The organism is Mycobacterium sp. IDUB_5 (assembly GCF_055419565.1).
The window spans coordinates 187,990-212,965 of record NZ_JBVAXX010000007.1; the positions used below are offsets into that span (position 1 = coordinate 187,990).

Consider the following 24,976-nt stretch of genomic DNA (forward strand, 5'->3'; position numbering starts at 1 on the left):
CGGTGCTCACCGGACGATGGTGCCACGCCGGCCCGACAGGCCCCAATGCCACACCGCCGCGACAGTGCATGACGCCACCGCGACCACGGCCACCCCCGCGAGCCCCGACGGCACGGGCAGCGCCGCCGCCGGCAGCGCGGCCGCCCAGCGGGCCACGCTCGCCAGCCACCACACCTCTGGACCGGTGAACCGGATGAGCAGCTGCGCGCCTGCGGGCCAGAGCGGGCACAGCGCGGCGGCGGCCGTCCCGATCAGCGTGATCGGCGGGATGACAGGCGCGACGACCAGATTGGCGACCACCGCGACGAGGCTCACCGACCCCGACACCCCTGCCACGAGAGGTGCAGTGACCAGCTGGGCCGCCAGCGCCACGCTGACCGCATCGGCCAGGGGGCGGGGCCAGCCGCGGCGGGTCAGCTGACGCGACCACACCGGCGCGACGACGACCAGCCCGGCGGTGGCCGACACCGACAGCGCGAAGCCGACGTCCACGGCGAGCTGTGGCGTGGCGATCATCAGCACGATGATCGCGGCCCCCAGCGCGGGCAGCGCTTGCCGGTGCCGGCGGGTCAGCACCGCCAGCAGCGTTATCGCGCCCATGACCGCGGCCCGCAGCACGCTGGCCGACGGTTGGACCACGATGACGAAGCCGGCCAGGGTGATCGCGGCCAGCACGACCGCAATCCGCGGCCCCAGCAGCGCGGCGCTGAGCAGCATCGCCCCGCACACGATCGTGATGTTCGCACCCGACACCGCCATCAGATGGGTCAGCCCGGCCACCCGGAAATCCTTCGCGGTCTGCGCGGGCACAGTCGAGGTGTCCCCGAGCACCAACGCCGGCAGCAACGTCGCCTGGTCCACGGGAAGCACGAGCCGGACCGCGTCGGCGAACCCGGCGCGAATCCGGTGTGCGAGGCGATACACCGGCGCCGCGTCACCGAGGCGGGGCCGCCCGGTCGCCGACAGGACGGCGACCGTGAGGTCACGGCGGTTCGGGCGGCTGACCCGAGCTCGGAACCCGGCGGGCCGACCCGCCTGCAGCGCGGCGTAGTCGGCCCCGGAGGCGAACACGAGCACCGTCCCCGACGACGGGGCGCCGTCCAGGCGCGCGAGTGTCCCCCGGAACATCGCCCGGCCGCCGTCGAGCACACGCGGTGTCTCGTCGGGCGTGACCACCACCTCGGCGACCGCCCCGAGGCGCGTCGTCACCGGGTGATGCCGCACCGCGTCGACGCGCAGGCACACCGCGATCGCGAAGCCGCTGCCCACCAGAGCCACCGCGGCCGCGGCCACCAGCACCGGTTTCGGGTCGGCCCGCCCGGCGGTGCCCCGCCGCCGGCTCGCCCACCACCCCGCAGCCAGGGTCGCGCCGACCCCGCACAGCACGGCGGCACCCGCGGCCGCATACCCCCACCCGATCCCCGCGGCCGTCACCGCCCACGCCGTCAGCGCGGCGGGCACCAGCCGCACATCCGTCATCCCGCCACCACGAGCCCACGCAGCTTCTCCAACCGCGCCGGACCGATCCCGTCCACATCACCGAGCTGATCGACACTGCCGAAGCGACCGTGCGCGTCCCGCCACGACACGATCGCCGCAGCCGTCACGGGACCCACGCCAGGCAGGGCGTCGAGTTGCTCGGCGGTCGCGGTGTTCAGGTCGACCGGGCCCTGCGCACTCCCCCCACCCGGCGGTGCCCCCGGTGACGTCGGCGACGCCGGCGACGCAGACGCATCGGAGGCCACCGAGCTGCCCATCTCCGCCGGCTGACCGGGCGCGGCCCCGATGCCGACGACGATCTGTTCCCCGTCGGCGACTTTGCGCGCCATGTTCAGTCCGAGCACGTCGGCGCCGTCGAGAGCCCCACCCGCGGCCTCGAGTGCATCGGCGATCCGAGCCCCCGGCTCCAGCGTGACCAGACCGGGTTCGTGCACCAACCCGACGACACTGACCACGACCGGCCCTGCTGCCGCGGTCGAGGTCACCGGGGCTCCGACGCCGGTTGCCGCCATCTCGACCGGCGGAAGCTTGGCCGACACCACCGCCGGGGGCTTGTCGCGCAGCAGGCTGACGACAGTCACGAGCACCGCGACCAGACCGACGACTCCGAGTGCGACGACTCCGGCGCGTCCCGGGTCCGCCCGCACGCGGGACAGCCACGCCGGGCCCCGGTCCGTGTTCTGTTCGGGCAGCCAGCGCGACAGCGCGGCGTCAGCAGCGTCGTCGTCGGGTTCCGCGGCATCCTGCGTGACGTCGGAACCCAGGCGCCGCCGGAGCCGCTCGGCAGGCAGTTCGGTCGACATACCGCGACGGTAGGCACGCCCGCCGACGAGCTCGGCGATGCGCCGCGGCTGCCCGCCAGACCTGTGGATGAAGTCGGCTCTGTGGACAGCGGGATAGCATGACCGCCAATGAACGGTCGAGCCCCGATGATCGCCGGCGCAGCGTTCGCGGTGCTGTATGCCACGGCCGTCGTCGGCCTCCACGCCCTGCCCGGCGCCGACCCCGGCGTCACCCGCATGCAGGCGCTGCTGCTGACCTTCGCCGCCCTGGCGCTCGCCGTTGTGTTGGCGTTCGCGCGCGATCGGCTGCGCGGTCCACCCGCGTACCTGTTCACGATCGGCTCGACGCTGCTGGTGGCCCAGCTGTGCGTCGCGGTCTGGTTCACCGGCGGTCTGTCGCTGCGCCCGGGCCAGACCGCGGCCGCCACTGCACGCGCTATCGAGGATGTGGGGGCCATGTGGCTGCCCGTGGCCACCATCGCCAACATCCTGGTGGCCGCGCCGATCCTGATGCACGCCAACGAAGGCCGGCTGCCGCGGTGGCTCGGGATCATCGCCGCCGTGTTCACCGTGGAGCAGTTGATCGAGACCATCACGGTGATCGGACCTCCCGGCAGTTTCATCTCCCCGGGCGGCCCGATGAACCACTACTTCGGGGGTCTGCTGTCGGTGGCCTTCGTCGCCGGACTCGGGTTCGCGCTCTCCAGGCCGGCCGCGCACGACGCAGCCACCGCCGCCGAGGACGCCGCGGCCACCGACGACACCGACGACACCGAAGTGGCCGACGACGTCCGAGAACCCGTAGGAGAGTGATGGTGCTTCCCCGCCTGGTGCCGCAGTCGAGCGGCGACCTCTCGAGCACCGAGCAGCTGCGGGCCGAGGTCCGCAGCTTCCTCGCCGAGCAGCGGGCCGCGGGGACCTTCACCCCCTCAGTCGACGTCTGGTTGTCCGGGTGGGACGAGGCCTTCACCGCGGCGCTGGCCGCCCGCGGCTGGCTCGGCATGACGGTTCCCGTCGACTACGGCGGGCCTGGACGCACGTTCCTCGAGCGCTTCGTCGTGACGGAGGAGCTGCTGGCCGCGGGTGCTCCGGTGGCTGCCCACTGGATCGCCGACAGGCAGATCGTGCCTTCTCTGCTCAAGTACGGCACCGAGAAGCAGAAAGCGCACTTTCTCCCGAGAATCGTTGCGGGCGAATGCTTTTTCGGGATCGGGATGAGCGAGCCGGATTCCGGTTCGGATCTCGCGAGTGTGCGGACCCGGGCGGAGCGGGTCGAGGGCGGGTGGCGGCTCACCGGGACGAAAGTGTGGACCTCGGGTGCGCACCTGGCCCACGCGTTCATCGCGTTGGTGCGCACCGCGCCAGTCGATCCCGCCCACCGCCACGCCGGGCTGAGCCAGTTCATCGTGGATCTGCGCGGCGCGGACGTGCAGATCCGGCCGATCACGTCGATGAACGGCGCCCATCATTTCAACGAGGTGATCCTCGACGGCACCTTTGTTCCCGATGACATGGTGTTCGGCGAGATCGGCGCCGGATGGCACCAGGTCACCTCGGAGCTGGCCTTCGAGCGCAGCGGGCCCGAACGGGTGCTCTCGACGTTCATGCTCCTCGACGCGATGACTCGGGCGATGCGTGACGACGAGATTCCGCGCGACGCCGAGCTGGGCAGGCTGGTGGGCCGGGTCGCCGGTCTTCACCAGATGTCCTCTGCGGTGGCCGGCGCCCTGCAGCGCGGTGAATCGCCGGACGTGCCCGCCGCGGTGGTCAAGGTCCTCGGCACCACCACAGAGGGCGATATCGCCGAATTCGGGCATCTGGCAAGCGAACACGCTGCGGGCTTCACCGCGCTCGCCGACGCCGCGGTAGACCAGCGGCCTGGCTTCACCATCCGCGGGGGCACCAACGAAGTCTTGCGCGGCGTCATCGCGCGCGGATTGGGGCTGCGATGAGCGTGTCCGATGTCGACGCGGCTTTGACCGACATGATGACCGCCGTGTTCGCCGAACACGGCGGTGACACCGATCTGTGGGACCGTCTCGACGCTCTGGGCCTTGTGCGACTCACCGGGTCGGAGATCTCTGGCGGCAGCGGCGCAGGATGGCCCGAGGCTGCCGAGCTGATGTCCGCCGCAGTGCGCCACGCCGCCCGAATCCCGTTGGCCGAGCACGATCTCCTGGCCTGCTGGCTCCTCGACGCCTCAGGTGTCGCAGTCGATTCGCGGCCGCGCACCGTCGCCCTGCTCGATGACCACGGCCACGCCGCGGGCGTTCCGTGGGCATCGACCGCCCAGCGGATCGTGGCGGTCTGGGCCGGCGACGGCTGCTATCGGGTCGCCGACGTCGACCCAGCCGACATGTCGATCACCGCAGGCGCCAACATGATCGGCGAGCCACGCGACACCGTCGGCGTCGACACCGCGGCCCTGTCCGGTGTACAGGTATCCGAGGAACTCGTCGACACGCTGCGCCTCAAGGGCGCCCTGGTGCGTGCCGTGCAGATCTGCGCAGCACTGGACAACGCGCTGGAGTCGTCGGTCGACCACGCGACGACCCGTATGCAGTTCGGACGACCGCTGGCGAAGTTCCAAGCCGTCCAGCACCTCATCTCCGATATCGCCTGCGAGGCAGCGCTGGCCCGTTCGGCCACCGAGGCGGCGCTGTCGGTCGCCGCGGCCACCGACTGGACGGCACCACATCTGGAATTCCTTGTCGCGGCAGCCCGTTCGTGCGCAGGGCACGCCACCTCGGTGGTGGTCCGCAACGCCCACCAGGTACACGGGGCGATCGGCACCACGATCGAGCACCGTCTGCACCACTACACCCGGGCGGCACTGGCATGGCGTTCGGAGTTCGGCTCGACGAGGCACTGGGACGATCGGCTCACCGATATGGCGATGCACGCCGGCCCGCAGGGTCTGTGGCCGCTGATCAGCCCCTGACGATCACCGTGCTGGGTTCGCGCGGAGCGCCCAGCATGTCGCGATGCGACGGCGGGACACGGCCGCCGGCATCGGTGATCCCGTACTCGCGCGCCAGCTCGGCGCCGATCACGGCGCGGCCACTCCGTTGGGACAGGTCAGGGTCGCAGAACAGTGCGTCGATGAGATATCCCGTGAATTCAGGTGTTTCGGCGTGCGCGGCGAAGCCGGCGAGCGCGTCGGGATCACCGTCGAAGGCGCGGCGCATCTTCTCGGTGAGCAGGATTCCCATCCAGATCGACACGGTCGACACCCCGGTGCCGTCGAGGTCGACCGCCATGTCGGCGGCCATCTTGTCGGTGCCCGCTTTCTGCGCCCCGTAGGCCGGGCCGTGCATGTAGCACACCGCGCCCGGCGAGGACGTGAACGCGATGAGCCCGCGGTCGCGCTCGACGAGCAGCGGCGCGGCGTACCAGGCGGCGACATAGGAGGATCGCAGGCCGACGTCGAGCACGTCGGCCAGCGCACGGGGCTTGCGCCAGAACGGTTCCGGACCAACCAGGTCGTCGGAGATCGCGGCGGCGTTGTTGACCAGGAGGTCGAGTCCTCCCTCGGCGCGCGAAACGGCGCCGAAGAACTCGCCGACGGCGTCGTCGTCGCGGTGATCCACCCGCACCCCGACGCCCCAGTCCGGCGCGGGATCGATACCGCGGCCGGTCCCGTACACCCGCCAGCCGCGGGCGGCCAGCGCCGCGGCGATGCCCTCCCCGGCTCCCCGGCTGGCACCTGTCACCACGGCGACCCGCGTCGACTCACCCATCCAGCCACCATAGAGGCGGTAGGTTGACGCCATGCCGACGGACAAGCCTCTGCGGGTCATCCAGTGGACCACCGGGAACATCGGCCGTCGGTCTCTGCACGCCATCATCGGGCGCGACGACATGGAACTCGTCGGCGTGTACGCGCACGGCGCGGGCAAGGTGGGCCTCGACGCCGCCGAGCTGGCCGGCTGGCCCGAGCCGACCGGGGTCACCGCGACCGACGACATCGAGGCACTCGTCGCGCTGCGCCCCGACGCCTGCTGCTACAACCCGCTGTGGCCGAGCATCGACGAATTGGTCTGGCTGCTCGAGTCCGGTGTCAACGTGTGCTCGTCGGCGGCGTGGATCACCGGCGGCAAGCAGTCACCTGAAGATCTCGACCGCATTCGAACCGCCTGCGCCACAGGGAATTCCACGATCTTCGGCAGTGGCGCCCATCCGGGGATGTCGAATCTGGTCGGCATGGTGCTCAGCGGCTCCTGCGAGCGGGTCGACGAGATCCGCATCACCGAGTCGGTGGACTGCTCGACCTACGAATCTGCAGGCACGCAGACCGCGATGGGGTTCTCGCAGGACCCCGGCACTCCCGGACTGGCCGAGAGCGTGCGCCGCGAGAGCGAGGTGTTCGCGGAATCGGCAGCCATGATGGCCGACGCCATCGGCGCGACACTGGATCGGATGACCTTCGACGTGACGTTCACGGCCGCGACCGGGGACAGCGACCTGGGCTTCATGACGATCCCCGAAGGCACCGTCGGCGGGGTGATGGGGTACCACCGCGGCTGGGTCGGTGAGCGCAACGTCGTCAGCGTCGGCTTCAACTGGATCATGGGTCAGCACGTCACGCCGCCGAAGCCCACTCGAGCACGGCCATGTCGTGCAGGTGTTCGGGCTCCCCAACATGCGCACCGTGGTGCACTGCCTCCCCCCGAAGGACTGGACCGAGCCCGGCTTCATGGGTCTGGGCATGATCTACACCGCCCTGCCGGTCACCAACGCGGTGCCCGCGGTGGTCGCCGCGCCACCAGGAATCGTGACGCTGGCCGACCTGCCGCCGATCACGGGTCGCATCGGCCGCTGACGTCCGGGCCGAACGCTCAGGACGTGCCGACCTGCACGGCCACCCCGACCGCTCCCCCGCCGACGTGGACCGACAGCACGGGACCCATGTCCTCGACGATCAACGACGACAACTGCGGCAGCCGAGCCGTGAGCGCCGCGCCGAGTTGGTCGGCGGCATCGTGATTGTCGACATGGTGCACCACGACGTCGGCTGGCCTCGTAGCGACGACGTCGGCGACCCGATCCACCAGCGCCGCATGGGCTTTGCCCACGGTGCGAATGCGCTGGTCGAGCACGAGCCGGCCGTCGACGTCCAGTTTCAGCAGGGGCTTGAGCGACAACGCGGTGCCCAGCCACGACGAGGCGGTGCCGATGCGCCCGCTGCGGCGCAAGTTGTCGAGCCTGTGCACGACGAGGAACACGTGGGTGCGCTCGCGGGCCGCGCGGGCCGCCTCGGCGACCGCGTCGAGATCGCCACCATGAGCCGCACACCGGGCCGCCTCGCCGGCGATGAAGCCGGTGCCCATCGCCGCCGAGCGCGAATTCACCACGCGCACGGCCGAACCGAACTCCCGCGCGGCCGTCACGGCGGCGCTGTAGGTGCTCGACAGGGCCGCCGAGAGATGCACGGCGACCACACCGGCCCCGTCGCTGTCGGTCAAGGCGCGGCGATAGTGCTCGGCCAACTCGGCCGGCGCGGCGCCGGCTGTCGTGACCTTCGGCCGGTCGTGCACGTCATGCGGGACCTCGTCCACGCCGTCGCGCAGATCGGCACCGTCGACGAGGACGTGCAGCGGAACCTCGCGGATGCCCCACCGTGCTGCCGCTCCCCCCAGGCGCGCCGAGGAGTCGCTGACCACCACCACCGCCATGGTCAGCCGCGCGAATCCGGAATCGGGACACCGGCTTCGGCCAAGCCCTTGAGCATCAGGTCGGCGACCGCCCGATGCGCCTCGAAGTTCCAGTGGATGCCGTCGGGATTGCCGCGACCGCTCATGACCTCCTCTGCCACAGCGGCTTTGAGGTCGACCAGCGGCACCCCGTGCTCGGCGGCCCAGCGCGTGAGCGCGGCGACGGTGCCGGTCCGGCCGTGGTGGGCGTTGCCGTAGGACGTTGCGATGTGCACCGACGGCAGTGAGGCCACTACCGGTATCCCGGGTCGGTTGAAATCGATGGCGGCACGCGTCATCTCGAGGTACTCGACGGTCAGATGCGGGGGCAGCGCGGACCGTGCGATCGGTGACAGCCGCGGCTGCAGCCAGCTGTAGCCGTCGCGCACCCAGCGTCTCAGCCGTGGGGGGCGCGCATACCGGATGAGTTCCCGCAGAGCGGTGGGCAGCACCGACGGCAGCGAATCCATCCCCGACGTCGCGAAGACGACGGCGCCGGCGCGGGGCAGCGCCGCCCATGAACGCGGGTCCTGCGTCGCGGCCCACCACACGTCGCGGCTGGTCCAACCGATCCTTCCGATGACCTCGACATCCCAGTCGAGTTGTGCAGCAACGATGTTCGGCCATATCCGGGGATCGTCGGCGGGCAGTCCGCCGGTCGGGCCGTAGTAGGACAGCGAATCGCAGAAGACGAGCAGAGTGGTGCGATGAGCCTCAGCGTCAGAGGACATCGCCTGCGACCTGCGCCGAAGCGTTCCACACGTCGAGTCGCCACCGGATGTCGGTCAGGTTCGCCGGATCGCCGCCGCTTCGGGTGTGTCCGGCAAGCTGCACCCAGCTGGCATTGCCCAGCCCGCCGAGGACGGGCCAGTTGTCGACGGGCAGGTCCAACAGCGCCGCGGTCAGCGCCGCGATCAACCCGCCGTGGGCCACGAGTACCACCGGCCGATCCGAGCCGTCGGCGCCCCACTCCGGTTGTCCGGCCACCAGTTCACGCACCAGTGGCAGGCTTCGGTCGGCGACGTCGACCCGGCTCTCCCCGCCGTGCGGAGCCCAGCGCGCATCGTCGCGCCATGCCAGCCGCGCACCGGGGGCGACGTCGTCGACCTCGAGATGGGTCATCCCCTGCCAGTCGCCGAGGTGCGTCTCGCGCAGCCGGGCGTCGACGGACACCTGCTGACCGCACCGGTCACCCAGAGCGACCGCGGTGTCGAGTGCGCGCCGCAGATCAGACGACACGATCAGCAGCGGCTGCCGTTTGGCCAGCGCTTCGGCCGCGATCGTGGCCTGCTCGCGGCCGAGGTCCGACAGGTCCGTGTCGAGCTGCCCCTGCATGCGGCTACCGGCGTTGTACTCGGTCTGCCCGTGCCGCAGCATGACGAGCTTGCGCACCGTCACGCGTCGTCTCCGGACAGATCGACCGGCACCAGCGGGCAGTCGCGCCACAACCGGTCCAGGGCGTAGAAGTTGCGCTCGTCCTGGTGCTGGATGTGCACCACCACGTCGACGTAGTCGAGCAGGGTCCAGCGGCCCTCGCGGGTGCCCTCGCGGCGCGCCGGCTTGTACCCGGCCTGGCGCATCTTCTCCTCGACCTCGTCGACGATCGCGTTGACTTGGCGCTCGTTGGACGCCGAGGCGATCACGAAGCAGTCGGTGATGACGAGTTGCTCGGACACGTCGATGACGACGACGTCGTCGGCGAGTTTGGCCGCCGCCGCGCGCGCGGCGGTCTCGGCCATGTGAACGGCTTCTGGTGTGGCGGTCAGGGACGGTCTCCTTCAGTGCGGCTGTGTGATTGGTAGAGATGGCGTTTGGCGACGTACTGCACGACACCGTCGGGCACCAGATACCAAATCGGCCGCGAGGCTTCGGCGCGCTCGCGGCACTCGGTCGACGAGATGGCCAGCGCAGGCACCTCGACCAGATGCAGGGCATCGGCTGGCAGTTCGGCCATGGCCGCCGAGATGTGCTTTCCGTCCAGCTCGTAGCCGGGTCTGCTGACACCGACGAAGCGGGCGATGGAGAACATCTCTTCCCAGTTCTGCCAGGACAGGATCGACGCCAGCGCGTCGGCGCCGGTGATGAAGTACAGGTCGGCGTCGGGGTTCAGAGCGCGCAGATCCCGCAGCGTGTCCTTGGTGTAGGTCGGCCCGCCGCGGTCGATGTCGACCCGGCTGACCGAGAACATCGGGTTCGACGCGGTGGCAACGACGGTCATCAGGTAGCGGTCCTCGGCGGGGGTGACGGCTCTGCTGCGCTTCTGCCAGGGCTGCCCGGTGGGGACGAACACCACCTCGTCGAGGCCGAACAGGTTGGCGACTTCACTGGCGGCGACCAGGTGACCGTGATGGATGGGGTCGAATGTTCCGCCCATCACCCCGAGCCGCCGTCGCGCTTGCACGAATAGCGAGCTTACGGGACCGAAACTCAGGCCTCAGACCGATGAGAGACGGTTCGCGCCCAGTTCCTCGGAGACCTCGAAGGCCGCGCGATCGGCGCGATACACGTCGCGGGCGTATTCCACGCACCGGCCCGAGGTGTCACGGGTGCTCCGGGTCAGCAACGTGCCCGCCGAGCCGGCCCGCACTCCCAGCTGCATGCTCGACGCGTCGTCGAGCACGATCGATTCGAGCACCGCGGTGGACCGGGCCAGGTCGATGCCGTAGCGGGAGCGCAGCAGCGCCCACAACGACCCGTCATCGGGCTCCTCCAGGATTCCCGGCGTCAGGTCGGCAGGCAGATACGTGGTCTCGAGGGCGAACGGCACGTCATCGACGCTGCGCAGCCGGTAGAACACGTGCACCGCGGCGCCGTCGGGCAGGTCCAAAGCGCGCCGGACGGCAGGTTTGGCGGCCTGGTGTTCGGCCCACAGCAGCTTGGCGGCCGGCCGCCGGCCCATGCGCGCCACCTCCTCGGAGAAGCTGCCGACATGGAACCGGACACGCGGCTCGGCGACGAAGGTGCCGCGCGGCGGCTTGCGGTACACGGCTCCTTCGCTCTCCAGCAGCGACAGCGCCTGGCGGGCGGTCATTCGGCTGACACCGTGCTGTTCGGCCAGTTCACGCTCGGACGGCAGCAGGGTGTGTGGCCCCAGCTGCTCGGTGGCAATCCGGTCGCGGACGTCCGCGGCGATCGACATGTATAGCGGCGTGCCCGAAGCCATCCCGTCAGATTAGCCCCGCGAGCTGGGCTTCGACGCGTGTGACGGCCGGGTAAAAATCCCGCTGCCGGATTGACGGGCGTCACATCTCCCCCGATACTTTGGTTCAACCACACGGTCTATACCAAGGTTGCCCACCCCCGACAGCCCGGAGGCTCCCGTGACACGCCCCGACTCCCGCGACTCGGCTGAGCTCGCCCAGTTCGGCTACACCCAATCTCTCGAACGGCGCACCGGCAGATTCGCGTCGTTCGCGGTCGCGTTCGCGTTCGTCTCGATCGCCACCGGCATCTTCACCACGTACGGGGCGGTGCTGAACAGTTCCGGTCCGGTCGGCATCTGGACCTGGCCGATCGCGGTCGTCGGACAGCTGGCCGTGGCGTTCGTGCTCGGCGCGCTCGCATCCCGCATCCCGGTGACCGGCTACCACTACCAGTGGATGTCGCGGCTGGCGAACCCCATCCTGGGCTGGATCATCGGCTGGATCTCGTTCACGTTCCTCGCGATCGTGGTGGTCGCCGTCGACTACACGATCGCCTCCACGATCCTGCCGGTGCTGCTCGATTACGACGGCACCGCGACGATCGCGTGGGTGATGACCGCAGGCGTGCTGGTGCTGCAGGCTCTGCTGGTGGCGCTCTCCACCCCGTGGGCAGAACGAGTGAACAACAGCCTGGTGACGCTGGAGCTCGTGGGGATGGCGCTGCTGACGGTGCTGCTGCTCGTCGTTGCCGCGGTGCGCGGCGACCTGAACGCTGAAGACGTCGCGAACCTCGTCAGCAAGGGCGCGGTGGCATCCGAGGGCTTCTGGAGTTTCGGCGACTGGACGTCGGCCGGGCCGTGGATGCTCGGCTTCCTGCTGGGCGCGTTCACGATCGTCGGCTTCGAGTCGGCCGCCAACCTCGCCGAAGAAACCCACGATCCCGAGCGCGTGGTGCCGCGCGCCATGTGCAACGCCGTGCTCGCCTCCGGCGTCCTCGGCTTCGCGTTCCTCATCGCGGTCACGCTCGCCGCCGGCGATCCCGTCGCCCTCGCCGAGTCGGGCACCCCGATCGCCGACGTCATCAAGAACACGCTCGGCTCGGTGGTGGCGACGCTGCTGTTGCTCATGGTCGTGCTCGCGATCTTCGCCTGCGGGCTCGTCATCATGATCACCGGAGTCCGGCTGACCTGGGCGATGTCCCGCGACCGCCGCTTCCCCGGCTGGCAACAGTGGAACCAGATCTCGCCCCGCTTCCACACCCCGTTCAAAGCGACCCTGCTGTACTTCGCGCTGGCGCAGCTCATCCTGGCGATCTTCGCCCACTCCGAGACCGCGCTGTTCACCCTCTTCAGCGCCGCGACACTCCTGCCTGCCGTGATGTACGCCTCGACAGTGGTGCTCTACTTGATCAAGCGCTCGTCGCTTCCTCGTAACGGCAAGTTCGATCTCGGCAGGTGGGAGATCCCGATCCTGGTGGTGGCAGTCGTCTGGCTGGCCTTCGAGCTGGCACTGTTCCGCGACGCGGCGTTCGCGCAGGCGTGGGCCTACGTGCTGGTCATGGTCGCCATCGGCGCGGCCTATCTGATCTACCTGCTGGTCCGGCACGGCCGCGCGGGGCTGACAATGCCCGACATGGCCTCCATCGACGCCGAGCTGCGGGAGTGAGCGGAGCGATCCTGGCGATCGACCAGGGCACCTCGGGCACCAAGGCCGTCGTCGTCGACGACGGCGGCGCGGTGTGCGCGACCGCCGAGGTGTCGCTGCGTCCCGACTACCTGCCCGGCGGCGGAGTCGAGCAGGACCCCCAGGCGCTGTTCGCGAGCGTCGTCACCGCCGGGCGCCGTGCGCTCGCCGAGGCCGGCGTACCCGTGACGGCGGTGGCGCTGGCCAACCAGGGCGAGACCGTGCTCGCCTGGGACCGCGCGACCGGCCGCGCGCTGACACCGGCGATCGTGTGGCAGGACCGTCGCGCCGAGGCGCTGTGCGGATCGCTGGTCGAACACGGCGCGCGCATCGCCGAACGCACCGGCCTCGTTCTCGACCCCTACTTCTCGGCACCGAAGATGGCGTGGCTGCGGGCCGAACTGACCCGCGACGGCGTCGTCACCACCACCGACACCTGGCTGGTGCACCGGCTCTGCGGCGCGTTCGTCACCGACGCCGCGACGGCCAGCCGGTCCCTGCTGACCACGCTGGACCAGGCGGGAAGGGACCCAGCGTGGGACCCAGAACTCGTCGCCCTGTTCGGACTCGCCGGCGAGCCGATGCCCGAGATCGTGGCCTGCGATCAGATCGTCGGGCACACCGACGTGTTCGGGCCGACGCTGCCGGTGGGCGGGCTGATCGTCGACCAGCAGGCCGCGCTGCTCGCCGAGAGCTGCCTGGAGCCCGGCTCGGCGAAATGTACGTACGGCACCGGAGCCTTCCTGCTGGCGCAGCTCGGCGCCGACCCGGTGCGATCGCGGTGGGGATTGACGACGTCGGTGGCGTGGCGGCTGCGCGACGAGAGCGCGTTCTGCGTCGACGGCCAGGTCTACACCGCGGCCTCAGCGGTGCGGTGGGCCGTTGATCTCGGCTTGGTGCCCGCGGCCGACCAGCTCGACGCGGTGGCCGCCGACGCGAGTGACGGCGTGGTCTGCGTGCCGGCGCTGGCCGGCCTGGCGGCGCCGTGGTGGAACGCCGCAGCCACCGCCAGCTTCACCGGGATGACACTGTCGAGCACACGCGGGCATCTGGTTCGGGCGCTGTTGGAGGGGGTAGCCGCACAGGTGACCGCGTTGACCGAACTGGTGTCGGCCGACCTCGGCCGGCAGCTGACCCGGCTGCGGGTCGACGGGGGTCTGACTCGTTCCGAGGTGCTGATGCAGGCCCAGGCCGATCTTGCCCAGCTTCCGGTCGAGGTGTACCCGTCGGCACACGCCACCGCGCTGGGTGCCGCGGCATGCGCCCGTCTGGCCACCGACCCCGGTCTCGCCGTCAGCGACGCCGTCGGCGCCTGGACACCCCAACGCACCTACCAGCCGCAGTGGCCGGCGGAGCGCGCCGCCGACTTCCTGGCCCGCTGGCGCCGCACCGTTGAGGAGACCACTGAATGACTGCCGTATGACAACCGACAGCGTGCCCGACGTCTCCGACGTGATCGTCGTCGGCGCCGGCATCGTCGGCGCCGCGATCGCCCGCGCGCTCGCCGGCACCTCCCTGTCCGTCACGCTCATCGAAGCCCGCGACGACGTCGGCGACGGCACCAGCAAGGCCAACACCGCGCTGCTGCACACGGGGTTCGACGCCACCCCCGGCACCCTGGAATCGCGGCTCGTCGCCCGCGGCTACGACCTGCTCGGCGCCTACGCGGAGCAGACCGGCATCCCGGTCGAGCGCACCGGAGCCATGCTCGTCGCCTGGACGCAGGAAGAGGTCGCCGCACTGCCCCGCCTGATGGTGAAGGCCGAAGGCAACGGTTACCGCGATTGCGGACTGCTGAGCGCCGACGAGGTATATCGCCGCGTGCCGGCCCTCGGGCCGGGCGCGATGGCCGGACTGAGCGTTCCCGGCGAATCCATCATCTGCACGTGGACCACCAACCTCGCCCTGGCAACCGATGCGGTGGCTCGGGGCGCGGCGCTGGTGCGCGGCGCACGGGTGACCGCGGCGGTTCCCGGCGCCGAGTTCACCACGCTGCACACCAGCCGCGGCGAGATGCGCGCCCGCTGGGTGATCAACGCCGCCGGACTGGGCGCCGACCACCTCGACGCCGAGTTCGGCCACCAGCGCCTCACCGTCACCCCGCGGCGCGGCGAGTTGCTGGTGTTCGACAAGCTGGCCCGGCCCATGGTGCCGATGATCGTGCTCGCCGTCCCATCCTCGCGGGGCAAGGGCGTGCTCGTCAGCCCGACCATCTACGGCAACGTGATGGTCGGCCCGACGTCGGAGAACCTGACCGACCGCACGGCGACCGGCACCTCGGAGAAGGGTCTGGACTTCCTCACGAGCAAGGGTCGCGCACTGATGCCCGCCCTGTTCGACGAGGAGATCACCGCGACGTACGCCGGGCTGCGCGCGGCGAGCAATCACGACGACTACGTGATCGACCTCGACGCCGCCGCGCGATACGTCCTCGTGGGCGGAATCCGCTCCACGGGACTGACGTCGGGAATGGCGGTGGCCGAGTACGTGTCGGGTCTGCTCGCCGAAGCAGGCGTCGACGTCTCCGAGCGAGACGAGTTGCCGTCGCCACCGCGGATGCCGAACATCGGCGAGATCGGTGTGCGGCCGTATCAGGACGAGCAACGCATCGCCGCCGACCCCGACTACGGCCGGCTGGTCTGCTTCTGCGAACGCGTGAGCGTCGGCGAGATCCGTGACGCATTCCAGTCCCCCATCCCGCCAGCAGATCTCGACGGTCTGCGGCGCCGCACCCGGGTGATGAACGGCCGATGCCAGGGCTTCTACTGCGGCGCACACACCGCGGAACTCCTGGCTCAGGGGACGGTGCGATGAGCCGCGTCGCAGTCGCGATCATCGGCGGCGGCCCCTCCGGATTGACCGCCGCCGCCGGGCTTGCGCCCAGCGTCGACGGTGAGGTGCTGGTGCTCGAACGGGAGAGCCACACCGGCGGAATCCCCCGCCACAGCGATCATCTGGGATATGGGATACGGGATATGCACCGGTTCGTCTCCGGGCCTTCCTACGCGCGACGGCTGACCGCGATGGCCGCCGAGGCGGGTGCGACCTTGGAAACCGAGGCGATGGTGACGGCCTGGGCCGGCGAGCGCACGCTCGCGATCACCTCGCCGCGCGGCGTGCGGACCGTCACCGCGGACGCGGTGATTCTCGCGACGGGTGCGCGGGAACGGCCCCGCCCCGCGCGACTGATCCCCGGCGACCGGCCCGACGGCGTGTACACCACGGGTCAGCTGCAGAACCTGGTGCACCTGCACCACGGGCGGGTCGGCACCCGCGCCGTCATCGTCGGCGCTGAACTCGTCAGCTGGTCGGCGGTGCTGACGCTGAGGGAGGCCGGGTGCGCGACGGTCGCGATGGTCAGCCGGTATCCGCGTGCCGAGGCGTACGCCGCGTTCCGCCTTCCGGGTCGGGCGCTGCTGTCCGGCCCGGTGCTGACCAACAGCAGGCTGGTCGCGGTGCACGGGAAAGACAGGGTCCGCTCGGTCACCGTGGAGCGGGCCGGCCGACGCCACGACATCACCTGTGACACCGTGGTTTTCACCGGCGACTGGATTCCCGACCACGAGCTCGCACGCACCGGCGGTCTGGAGATGGACCCGGCGACCCGCGGCCCTGCCGTCGACGCCGCGTTGCGCACCAGCCGGCCCGGCGTCTTCGCGGTCGGCAACCTGCTGCATCCGGTGGACACCGCCGACGGGGCCGCACTCGACGGCCGACACGTCGCCGCACCGGTGCGGCAGTGGCTGCGCACCGGCGGCACGGCCGAACCCGTGCACAGCGCCGCCCGCATCCGTGCCGAGGCCCCGTTGACCTGGATTGCGCCGCAGCGGGTGTCGACGGTCAGCGGGGACGCACCCCGGGGCGATCTGCTGCTGTGGACCGACGAGTACCGCCGACTGCCCGCCCTGCGCGCGGTCCAGGACGGGCGCGTCGTCGGCACGGCCCGCACACTGTGGCCGGCGGCGCCGGGCCGTGTGTACCGGGCCCCATGGTCTCTCGTCTCGGGGGCGGACCCCAAGGGCGGCGAGATCACAGTCTCGTTCTCCTGACCTGCCGCGAGTGTGCCGTTTCGTCCGCGACACGCGCTGGCCGACGTGGCAGCCAGCACGCCGCAGCGCCGAGACCACAACCACGACCGCACACTCGCGGTCCTACACCGGCAGGAGGGAGTCGATCACCGAGGCCAGCTGCTTGGCAGAGCGGCATTCGTGCATGGCGATGACGTCGGTGTAGCGCGGCACAGCGGAATCGCCGCTGCCCCACAGATGCTTCGGCTCGGGATTGAGCCAGTGCGCGTGGCGGCTGGCATTGACCATGTGTGCCAGCAGATCGGCTTCGGGATTGCGGTAGTTGTTGCGGGCGTCGCCGAGCACCAGCAGCGAGCTGCGGGGCGAGAGCACCGTCGGATACTTGTCCATGAACGACACGAACGCGTGGCCGTAGTCGGAGTGCCCGTCACGGGTGTACACGCCCGCCTCCCGGGTGATGCGCTGCACCGCCACCGCCAAATCGGCGTCGGGGCCGAACAGTTCGGTCACCTCGTCGGTGGTGTCGATGAACGCGAAGACGCGGACCCGCGAGAACTGTTGGCGCAGAGCATGAACCAGCAGCAGCGTGAAGTGGCTGAACCCGGCGACCGAGCCGGACACGTCGCACAGCACCACGAGTTCGGGTCGGGCCGGGTGCGGCTTCTTGAGCACCACGTCGATCGGCACGCCGCCGGTGGACATCGACTTGCGCAGGGTCTTGCGCAGGTCTATCTCGCCGGCCCGGGAACGACGGCGACGGGCGGCGAGCCGGCTCGCCAGCGTGCGCGCCAGCGGCGCCACCACGCGACGCATCTGACGCAGCTGTTCGCCTGAGGCGCGCAGGAACTCGACGTTCTCAGCAAGCTGCGGCACGCCGTAGGTCTGCACGTGCTCACGTCCGAGCTGTTCGGCGGTACGCCGCTTGGTCTCGGCCTCGACCATCTTCCGGAGCTGCGCGATCCGTTGCGCAGCAAGCGCTTTGGCGATCTGCTCCTGGGTGGGTGTCGGTTCCTCGCCGTAGGGTGCCAGCAGGCCGGCGAGCAACCGGCCTTCGAGGCTGTCCAGGCTCATCGCCTTGAGCGCCTGGTACGACGAGTACGACGGTCCCCGGCTGGAGTTGTACCGGCCGTAGGCTTCGACGATCTGGGCGATCATCGCCGCGAGCCGGTCGTCGAGATCGCCCGCGTCCTGATGCTCGGACAGCAGGTCCAGCAGTGTCTGTCGCATCGCCTCGGCATCGTCGGGCGGCACGCTCTGGCTGTCGGTCGACTCGTCGGCGAGCACCGTGCGCGACCCCAGCGCCGGCGGGAAGTACAGGTCGAACAGCGCGTCGTAGGTGTCGCGGTGGTCGGGGCGGCGCAGGACCGCACACGCGATGCCCTCCCGCAACGCGAGCCGATCAGCCATGCCGAGCACGGTCATCACCCGTCCGGCGTCCACGGTTTCGGACGGGCCCACGGCGATGCCCGCGCCGCGCAGCGCCTCGACGAACTCGACCAGATGACCCGGAATCCCATGCGGGGCCAGGGGTTGCGGCGGGCGCGTGCGACGCGGGGCCATCAGTTGAGCCTCAGCTCCCCGGCGGCCTTGATCTGATCGGACTGGTGTTTGAGGACCACACCCAGCGTCGCGGCGATCACCTCGTCGTCGATGGTGTCCAGGCCGAGGGCCAGTACTGTGCGCGCCCAGTCGATCGTCTCGGCCACCGACGGCACCTTCTTGAGCGCCATCGCGCGCAGCACGCCGACGATGCGGACCAGTTCCTCGGCCAGGCGATCGGGCAGCTCGGGCACCCGGGAGAGCAGGATGCGCCGTTCCAGATCGGGATCGGGGAAGTCGATGTGCAGGAACAGGCAGCGGCGCTTGAGAGCCTCGGACAGCTCACGGGTGGCGTTGGAAGTCAGCACGACCAGCGGTTTGCGTTCGGCGACGATCGTGCCGAGTTCGGGCACGGTGACCGCGAAATCACTGAGCACTTCGAGCAGCAGACCTTCGATCTCGATGTCGGCCTTGTCGGTCTCGTCGATCAGCAGCACGGTCGGATCGGTACGCCGGATCGCGGTCAGCAGTGGCCGCGACAGCAGGAACTCTTCGGAGAACACGTCGGTCTTGGTCTGGTCCCAGTCGCCGGCACCACCCTGGCTGCCCGTTTGGATGCGCAGGATCTGCTTGGCGTGGTTCCACTCGTAGAGTGCGCGGGCCTCGTCGACGCCCTCGTAGCACTGCAGCCGCACCAACCCCGAGCCGGTGGCCTGGGCGATCGCTCGCGCGAGTTCGGTCTTGCCGACGCCTGCGGGTCCTTCGACGAGCAGCGGCTTCTCCAGCCGGTCGGCGAGGAAGACCGCGGTCGCGGTCGCCGTGTCTGGCAGGTACCCGGTCTCGGCCAATCGACGCGCGACGTCGTCGATGTCGGCGAACAACGGCGCTGGGCGCGCGGGGACACTCACAGTGGTTCTCCTGACTAAGAGCGGGTCTGACCGTCGCCCCAGACGATCCATTTCGTCGAGGTCAGCTCGGGGAGCCCCATCGGTCCCCGTGCGTGCAGCTTCTGCGTCGAGATGCCGATCTCGGCGCCGAAACCGAACTGCTCACCGTCGGTGAACGAGGTCGAGGCGTTCACCATCACCGCCGCCGCGTCGACGCGTTCGGTGAAGCGTTGTGCCGCAGCGAGATCGGTCGTCACGATGGCCTCGGTGTGGCCCGTGCCGTAGGTGTTGACGTGCGCGATCGCGCCGTCGACGCCGTCGACGACGGCGAGCGCGATGTCCATGGAGAGGAATTCGGCGCGCAGCTCGTCCTCGGTTGGGTCGGCGTGCACGGTCACCCCGGCGGCCTGCAGCGCACCCGTCAATCGCGGTACCGCGACATCGGCGACCGCCGCGTCGATCAGCAGTGTCTCGGCGGCATTGCACACGCTGGGTCTGCGGGTCTTCGCGTTGAGCACGATCGACTCGGCCATGTCCAGATCGGCCGAGGCGTGTACGTAGACATGGCAGTTGCCGACACCGGTCTCGATGGTGGGCACCTGCGCGTCGCGCACGACCGCGTCGATCAGTCCGGCGCCGCCGCGCGGGATCACCACGTCCACCAGGCCGCGCGCCTGGATCAGATGGGTGACGCTGGCGCGGTCGGCGCTGGGCAACAGCTGGACGGCGTCGGGATCGAGCCGTTCGGCCTGAAGGGCGGCGCGCAGGGCCTCCACCAGGGCAGCGTTCGACCGGGCGGCCGACGAGCTACCTCGGAGAAGGACGGCGTTGCCGGACTTCAGCGTCAGGCCGAAGGCGTCGACGGTGACGTTGGGGCGGCCTTCGTAGACGATGCCGACGACGCCGAGGGGGACGCGTTGCTGCCGCAGCTGGAGCCCGTTGGGCAGGGTCCGTCCGCGCAGCACCTCGCCGACGGGATCGGGCAGCGCAGCCACCTGACGGAGTCCGTCGGCGATTCCGTCCACCCGGGTCGGGGTCAGCGCCAGACGGTCGAGCATGGCGTCCGGGGTGCCGGCGTCGCGGGCGGCGGCCAGGTCCGCCTCGTTGGCCTCGAGGATCGCGCGGGTGCTCAGGAGTAGGTGATCAGCGGCGGTGTGCAGCGCCCGGTTCTTGGTCTCGGTGCTCAGGGTCGCCAGGTCGCGCGACGCGGTACGGGCGCGGCGCGCGGCGGCGTGCACCTGCCCGCGCAGGTCGTCGGAAGACCCATCGACCGGGTCGGACGAACCCGCACTGCGTTCCGGTGCGTGCAGACTCATCCGCCCAGCGTAGCGTTGCCGCGGTGGCGAGGATCTGCGTGGTGGGCAGTGTCAATGCCGACCTCACCTTCACCGTCGAAACACTCCCCGAGCCGGGCGAGACCGTGCTGGCGTCGTCGCTGTCGACCAGCCCGGGCGGCAAGGGCGGAAACCAGGCCGTGGCCGCTGCTCGAGCAGGCGCGACGGTACAGCTCGTCGCCGCGCTGGGCACCGACGCCGCGGCCGGTGAGCTGCGCGCGCACCTGAGCCGCAACGACGTCGACCTGCGGGCCGTCGTCGAGGTGCCGGGCCCGAGCGGATCGGCCGCGATCCTGGTCGACGCCGCCGCCGAGAACTGCATCGTGGTGGCGCCGGGCGCCAACGCGCACCTGAGCCTGACCTCGGCGGAGGTCCGGTCGGTGATCGCCGACAGCGACGTCGTGCTGGTCTCGCTGGAGATCCCGATCGACACCGCCGTCGCCGCCGCGGCAGTCGGTCGCGAGGGCGGCGCGGTCGTGATGGTCAACGCCTCCCCCGCGCTCACCGACCCCGGGCACCGCAGGCGACTGGCCGAACGCGCCCACATCGTCGTCGTCAACGAGACGGAGGCCTCGGACTGGCGCGACACCCCGGTGCCCCACCTGGTCATCACACGCGGCGCCGACGGCGCGCGGCACGTGACCGAGGGTTCCACAGACGACGTCGGAGCTCCTGCGGTCGAGGCGATCGACACCACGGGTGCCGGCGACGTGTTCGCCGGCGTTCTGGCCGCGGCGTGGCCGGAGGGCGCCGACGTGGCCCTGCGCCGTGCCTGCGCCGCCGGTGCGCTGGCCACACTGGTGCCCGGTGCCGGTGACTGCGCACCGACCCGCGAGGCCATCGACGACCTCGTGCAGAACTAGTCCGCAGGCACGCAGCGCTCGATCTCGTCGAGCCACGTGCGCGCCGACATGTCCGAGGGGGCCCGCCAATCGCCGCGCGGCGACAGCGCACCGCCGGCCGAGACCTTCGGCCCGTTGGGCAGCGCCGAGCGTTTGAATTGGCTGAACGAGTAGTAGCGCTGCGCGAAAACCTCGAGCCAGTGCCGGATCTCGCCGATCGTGTACGACGGGCGCTCGTCCTCGGAAATGCCGAACGGCCAGTCCCCGCGCTCGGCATCGCGCCACGCATGCCAGGCCAGGAACGCCACCCGCGACGGCCGGAAGCCGTAGCGCAGCACCTGGAACAGCGAAAAGTCCTGCAGCACATACGGACCTACCTTGCCCTGGCTGCTCTGGATCTCCTCGTCCTCACCCGCGGGCACCAGCTCGGGGCTGATCTCGGTGTCCAGCACGTCGACCAGCACCTCGTTGACCGTCGCGTCGAACTGTTCCGACGAGATCACCCAGCGGATCAGATGCTGGATCAACGTCTTGGGCACCCCACCGTTGACGTTGTAGTGCGACATCTGATCACCCACTCCGTACGTGGACCAGCCCAGCGCCAGCTCGGACAGGTCGCCGGTACCCAGCACGATCCCGCCGCGATAGTTGGCCAGCCGGAACAGATAATCAGTGCGCAGCCCGGCCTGTACGTTCTCGAACGTGACGTCGTAGACCTTCTCCCCGCGGGAGAACGGATGGTCGAGTTCTTTGAGCATCAGCTCTGCGGTGGCCTTGATGTCGAGGGTCTCGAACGTGACGCCGAGCGCTTGGGCGAGCCGAGTGGCGTTGCTCCTGGTGCGTTCTCCGGTGGCGAAGCCGGGCATGGTGTAGGCCAGGATGTCGCTGCGCGGGCGGTCTTCCCGGTCCATCGCCCGCGCCGCGACGATCAGCGCATGGGTGGAGTCCAGCCCGCCCGACAGACCCAACACGACCTTCGGGTACTTCAGCGCGCGCAGCCGCTGTTCGAGTCCGGAGACCTGGATGTTGTACGCCTCGTAGCAGTCCTGTTCGAGACGAGCCGGGTCGTTGGGCACGAACGGGAAGCGCTGCACCTCGCGACGCAATCCGATGTCGCCGGCGGGCGGATTCAATGTGAACTCGATGCGCCGATAGGAGTCGTCGTCGATCAGGTGGTGACGCCGGTTGTCGTCGAACGTACCCATGCGGACCCGCTCGTTGCGGAGCAACTGGAGGTCGACGTCGGCGACAGAACGGCGCTCTCCCTTGGGGAACCGTTCGGACTGTGCCAGGCACACCCCGTTCTCCCAGATCATCGTCTGCCCGTCCCATGCCAGATCTGTCGTCGATTCCCCCTCTCCCGCAGCGGCATACACGTAGGCGGCGAGGCAGCGCGACGACGCCGAGCGAGCCAGCAGCGCACGATCTTCGGCTCGGCCGATCGTGATGGGGCTGCCCGAGAGATTCGCCAACACCGTCGCGCCGGCCAGCGCGGCCTCGGCGCTGGGCGGCACGGGGACGAACATGTCCTCGCAGATCTCCACGTGCAGAACGAAGTCCGGGAGATCATCGGCCGCGAACAGCAGATCGGGCCCGAACGGGGCGGTGGCTCCCCCGACCCGGATCTCACCGCTCTCGTCGTCGCCCGCGGCGATCTGGCGCTTCTCGTAGAACTCCCGGTAGGTGGGCAGGTACGACTTCGGCACCACGCCGAGGATCTCACCGCGGTGGATGACGACGGCGGTGTTGTAGATGCGGTTGCGGTGGCGCAGTGGGGCTCCGACGACGAGCACCGGCAACAGTGCGGCAGAGCCGGCCACGACCTCAGCGACAGCGGTGTCGACGGCCTCGAGAAGCGCGTCCTGCATCACGATGTCGTCGATCGAATACCCCGACAGCGTCAGCTCGGGAAACACCGCGAGGCCGACGTTGTCGTCGTGGCATTCGCGCGCGATCCGCAGGACCGATTCCGCATTCGCGGCCGGGTCGGCCAGCGTCGTGTGGTGGGTACAGGCGGCGATGCGGACGAACCCCTGCCGATACGCCGAGTAAAAGTCCATGGTTCATTGTGTCCCCGAAGTGTCCCCGTCTGATCGCTGGGTACGCGTGAGGTCATGAGCACCACCGCGATCCTGGTCATCGACATGATGAACACGTACCGGCATCCCGACGCCGACAAGCTGATCCCGCACGTCGAGCCCGTCGTCGAGCCACTGAGCGGACTCGTGGCCGAGGCCCACGAGCGCGACGACGTGGAGCTGATCTACGTCAACGACAACTACGGCGACTTCAGTGCCGAATTCAGCGACATCGTCCGTGCGGCACTGGAGGGCGAGCGGCCCGATCTGGTGAAGCCGATCGTCCCGCAGCAGGGCCTTCGTGTGATGACGAAGGTGCGCCACAGCGCGTTCTACGCCACGTCGCTGGCCTATCTGCTGAACCAGTTGAAACCCGACCATCTCGTGCTGACCGGTCAGGTCACCGAGCAGTGCGTCCTCTACACCGCGCTGGACGCCTATGTCCGGCACTTCCCCGTCGTCGTTCCTCGTGACGTCGTCGCGCACATCGACCCCGACCTCGGCGAGGCAGCGCTGCAGATGATGGAGCAGAACATGAGCGCCGAGATCCTCGACAGTGCCGACCAGTGTCTGCGCTGACCATCACTGAACTGCGCCGATCGCGCCCGCACCTATCCTCGATGTCGTGGAGTCCCCCGAACTGATCGCCGTGCTGCGCGGGCGTCGCATCGCCGTGTTGACCGGCGCAGGCATGTCGACGGACTCGGGCATTCCGGACTATCGCGGACCCGATTCCCCGCCGGCCAACCCGATGACGATCCGGCAGTTCACGTCGGACCCGGTGTTCCGGCAGCGCTACTGGGCCCGCAATCACGTCGGGTGGCGACACATGGACCAACGCCGCCCCAACGCGGGGCACCGCGCGCTGGCCGCCCTGGAGCGGGCCGGCGTCGTCACCGGTGTGATCACCCAGAACGTCGACCTCCTGCACACCAAGGCGGGCAGCCGAGCAGTCATCGATCTGCACGGCACCTACGTGCACGTCGTGTGTCTGCAGTGCGGGGCCGGCATGTCGCGCGCCGCGCTCGACGACATGCTCGAGGCGGCCAATCCCGGGTTCCGCGAGCGGGTGGGCAGCCTGGACAGCATCGCCGTCGCGCCGGATGCCGACGCGGTCGTGGGTGACACCTCGGGGTTCCGGATCGTCGACTGCCCCCGCTGCGGCGGCATGCTCAAACCCGACATCGTGTACTTCGGCGAGAGCGTGCCGAAAGCGCGAGTGGACGAGGCGTACGCGATGGTCGACGACGCCGAGGCGCTGCTGGTCGCCGGTTCGTCGCTGACGGTGTACTCCGGTTACCGCTTCGTGAGGCATGCGGCGGCGCGCGGCATGCCGATCGCGATCGTCAACCGTGGCCGCACCCGCGGCGACGACCTGGCCACCGTGACGATCGACAACGGGTGCTCACCGATGCTGGCGCTGCTGGCCGACGAACTCCCGGCCCTTGCGAGCCCGGTGTGAGCCTG

23 protein-coding genes and 1 pseudogene are annotated in these 24,976 nt (G+C 70.1%); 11 read left to right on the top strand and 13 right to left on the bottom strand.

Going from position 1 to position 24,976, the window contains the following annotated elements; translation table 11 throughout:
* Positions 1-6 precede the first annotated feature (6 nt).
* Positions 7-1,479, bottom strand: a complete 1,473-nt coding sequence (locus ACZY1G_RS23455; protein ID WP_463817484.1) for a ComEC/Rec2 family competence protein — start codon at positions 1,477-1,479, stop codon at positions 7-9.
* Positions 1,476-2,303 (bottom strand): ComEA family DNA-binding protein, encoded by an 828-nt coding sequence (locus ACZY1G_RS23460; RefSeq protein WP_463817485.1) that lies wholly within the window; start codon positions 2,301-2,303, stop codon positions 1,476-1,478. Before ACZY1G_RS23460 ends, ACZY1G_RS23455 begins: the two co-directional genes overlap by 4 nt.
* Positions 2,304-2,411: 108 nt before the next feature.
* On the opposite strand from ACZY1G_RS23460, the gene ACZY1G_RS23465 reads away from it, so the two are divergent.
* Genes ACZY1G_RS23465 through ACZY1G_RS23475 form a run of 3 tightly spaced genes read left to right on the top strand, consistent with a single transcriptional unit; the run spans position 2,412 to position 5,223 of the window.
* Entirely contained in the window at positions 2,412-3,095 is a 684-nt protein-coding gene (locus tag ACZY1G_RS23465; protein WP_463817487.1) for a hypothetical protein, read from the top strand.
* A complete protein-coding gene (locus ACZY1G_RS23470) occupies positions 3,095-4,234 on the top strand; it encodes an acyl-CoA dehydrogenase family protein (RefSeq protein ID WP_463817489.1) in 1,140 nt (379 codons plus the stop codon). The genes ACZY1G_RS23465 and ACZY1G_RS23470 overlap by 1 nt, the downstream gene beginning before the upstream one ends.
* Entirely contained in the window at positions 4,231-5,223 is a 993-nt protein-coding gene (locus ACZY1G_RS23475; RefSeq protein ID WP_463823737.1) for an acyl-CoA dehydrogenase family protein, read from the top strand. The genes ACZY1G_RS23470 and ACZY1G_RS23475 overlap by 4 nt, the downstream gene beginning before the upstream one ends.
* Here the strand turns inward: ACZY1G_RS23475 and ACZY1G_RS23480 are convergent.
* A complete protein-coding gene (locus tag ACZY1G_RS23480) occupies positions 5,213-6,022 on the bottom strand; it encodes an SDR family NAD(P)-dependent oxidoreductase (RefSeq protein WP_463817491.1) in 810 nt (269 codons plus the stop codon). The two genes, ACZY1G_RS23475 and ACZY1G_RS23480, sit on opposite strands and share 11 nt — an antisense overlap.
* A gap of 31 nt (positions 6,023-6,053) precedes the next feature.
* Here ACZY1G_RS23480 and ACZY1G_RS23485 point away from each other — a divergent pair.
* Positions 6,054-7,104, top strand: a pseudogene (locus ACZY1G_RS23485) (NAD(P)H-dependent amine dehydrogenase family protein).
* Positions 7,105-7,120: 16 nt separating this feature from the next.
* Here the strand turns inward: ACZY1G_RS23485 and ACZY1G_RS23490 are convergent.
* From ACZY1G_RS23490 to ACZY1G_RS23515, 6 genes are read right to left on the bottom strand one after another with little or no spacing between them, the layout of a single operon-like run.
* Complete coding sequence (locus ACZY1G_RS23490; RefSeq protein WP_463823738.1) at positions 7,121-7,957, bottom strand: DegV family protein; 837 nt, start codon at positions 7,955-7,957, stop codon at positions 7,121-7,123.
* 2 nt (positions 7,958-7,959) lie between these two features.
* The gene (octT, locus tag ACZY1G_RS23495) at positions 7,960-8,706 is read right to left on the bottom strand and encodes a diglucosylglycerate octanoyltransferase (RefSeq protein ID WP_463823739.1); all 747 of its coding nucleotides are present in this window, start codon (positions 8,704-8,706) and stop codon (positions 7,960-7,962) included.
* Complete coding sequence (gpgP, locus tag ACZY1G_RS23500) at positions 8,696-9,373, bottom strand: glucosyl-3-phosphoglycerate phosphatase (protein ID WP_463823740.1); 678 nt, start codon at positions 9,371-9,373, stop codon at positions 8,696-8,698. Before gpgP ends, octT begins: the two co-directional genes overlap by 11 nt.
* On the bottom strand, positions 9,370-9,741 hold the full coding sequence (gene rsfS / locus ACZY1G_RS23505; protein ID WP_463823855.1) for a ribosome silencing factor: 372 nt from the start codon (positions 9,739-9,741) through the stop codon (positions 9,370-9,372). The genes gpgP and rsfS overlap by 4 nt, the downstream gene beginning before the upstream one ends.
* A complete protein-coding gene (gene nadD / locus ACZY1G_RS23510; protein ID WP_463817498.1) occupies positions 9,738-10,376 on the bottom strand; it encodes a nicotinate-nucleotide adenylyltransferase in 639 nt (212 codons plus the stop codon). The genes rsfS and nadD overlap by 4 nt, the downstream gene beginning before the upstream one ends.
* Before the next feature lie 33 nt (positions 10,377-10,409).
* Positions 10,410-11,138 (bottom strand): GntR family transcriptional regulator, encoded by a 729-nt coding sequence (locus ACZY1G_RS23515; protein ID WP_463817499.1) that lies wholly within the window; start codon positions 11,136-11,138, stop codon positions 10,410-10,412.
* Between the two features lie 157 nt (positions 11,139-11,295).
* Here ACZY1G_RS23515 and ACZY1G_RS23520 point away from each other — a divergent pair, with 157 nt between their 5' ends.
* Genes ACZY1G_RS23520 through ACZY1G_RS23535 form a run of 4 tightly spaced genes read left to right on the top strand, consistent with a single transcriptional unit; the run spans position 11,296 to position 16,850 of the window.
* Positions 11,296-12,783: an amino acid permease gene (locus ACZY1G_RS23520; protein WP_463823741.1), complete on the top strand. Its 1,488-nt coding sequence runs from the start codon at positions 11,296-11,298 to the stop codon at positions 12,781-12,783.
* The gene (locus tag ACZY1G_RS23525; RefSeq protein WP_463823742.1) at positions 12,780-14,213 is read left to right on the top strand and encodes an FGGY family carbohydrate kinase; all 1,434 of its coding nucleotides are present in this window, start codon (positions 12,780-12,782) and stop codon (positions 14,211-14,213) included. The genes ACZY1G_RS23520 and ACZY1G_RS23525 overlap by 4 nt, the downstream gene beginning before the upstream one ends.
* Before the next feature lie 7 nt (positions 14,214-14,220).
* Complete coding sequence (locus tag ACZY1G_RS23530; protein ID WP_463823743.1) at positions 14,221-15,615, top strand: FAD-dependent oxidoreductase; 1,395 nt, start codon at positions 14,221-14,223, stop codon at positions 15,613-15,615.
* Positions 15,612-16,850, top strand: coding sequence for an NAD(P)/FAD-dependent oxidoreductase (locus ACZY1G_RS23535; RefSeq protein WP_463823744.1), 1,239 nt, complete (start codon positions 15,612-15,614; stop codon positions 16,848-16,850). The genes ACZY1G_RS23530 and ACZY1G_RS23535 overlap by 4 nt, the downstream gene beginning before the upstream one ends.
* A 102-nt stretch (positions 16,851-16,952) precedes the next feature.
* Here the strand turns inward: ACZY1G_RS23535 and ACZY1G_RS23540 are convergent, their stop codons facing one another.
* Genes ACZY1G_RS23540 through ACZY1G_RS23550 form a run of 3 tightly spaced genes read right to left on the bottom strand, consistent with a single transcriptional unit; the run spans position 16,953 to position 20,571 of the window.
* Positions 16,953-18,389 carry a vWA domain-containing protein gene (locus ACZY1G_RS23540; protein WP_463817507.1) on the bottom strand — a complete coding sequence of 479 codons (1,437 nt, stop codon included), beginning with the start codon at positions 18,387-18,389 and terminating at the stop codon, positions 16,953-16,955.
* Positions 18,389-19,276 carry an AAA family ATPase gene (locus ACZY1G_RS23545; RefSeq protein WP_463817508.1) on the bottom strand — a complete coding sequence of 296 codons (888 nt, stop codon included), beginning with the start codon at positions 19,274-19,276 and terminating at the stop codon, positions 18,389-18,391. Before ACZY1G_RS23545 ends, ACZY1G_RS23540 begins: the two co-directional genes overlap by 1 nt.
* 14 nt (positions 19,277-19,290) lie before the next feature.
* Positions 19,291-20,571 carry a glutamate-5-semialdehyde dehydrogenase gene (locus tag ACZY1G_RS23550; RefSeq protein ID WP_463817509.1) on the bottom strand — a complete coding sequence of 427 codons (1,281 nt, stop codon included), beginning with the start codon at positions 20,569-20,571 and terminating at the stop codon, positions 19,291-19,293.
* Between the two features lie 23 nt (positions 20,572-20,594).
* Between ACZY1G_RS23550 and ACZY1G_RS23555 the strand changes: the two genes are divergently transcribed.
* A complete protein-coding gene (locus ACZY1G_RS23555; protein ID WP_463817510.1) occupies positions 20,595-21,452 on the top strand; it encodes a ribokinase in 858 nt (285 codons plus the stop codon).
* Here ACZY1G_RS23555 and ACZY1G_RS23560 read toward each other — a convergent pair.
* Positions 21,449-23,491 carry an NAD(+) synthase gene (locus ACZY1G_RS23560; RefSeq protein WP_463823745.1) on the bottom strand — a complete coding sequence of 681 codons (2,043 nt, stop codon included), beginning with the start codon at positions 23,489-23,491 and terminating at the stop codon, positions 21,449-21,451. The genes ACZY1G_RS23555 and ACZY1G_RS23560 overlap by 4 nt on opposite strands.
* Before the next feature lie 54 nt (positions 23,492-23,545).
* On the opposite strand from ACZY1G_RS23560, the gene ACZY1G_RS23565 reads away from it, so the two are divergent.
* Positions 23,546-24,088: a cysteine hydrolase family protein gene (locus ACZY1G_RS23565; RefSeq protein ID WP_463823746.1), complete on the top strand. Its 543-nt coding sequence runs from the start codon at positions 23,546-23,548 to the stop codon at positions 24,086-24,088.
* Positions 24,089-24,134: 46 nt separating this feature from the next.
* Positions 24,135-24,971 carry an NAD-dependent protein deacetylase gene (locus ACZY1G_RS23570; protein ID WP_463823747.1) on the top strand — a complete coding sequence of 279 codons (837 nt, stop codon included), beginning with the start codon at positions 24,135-24,137 and terminating at the stop codon, positions 24,969-24,971.
* The last annotated feature ends 5 nt before the right edge of the window (positions 24,972-24,976 follow it).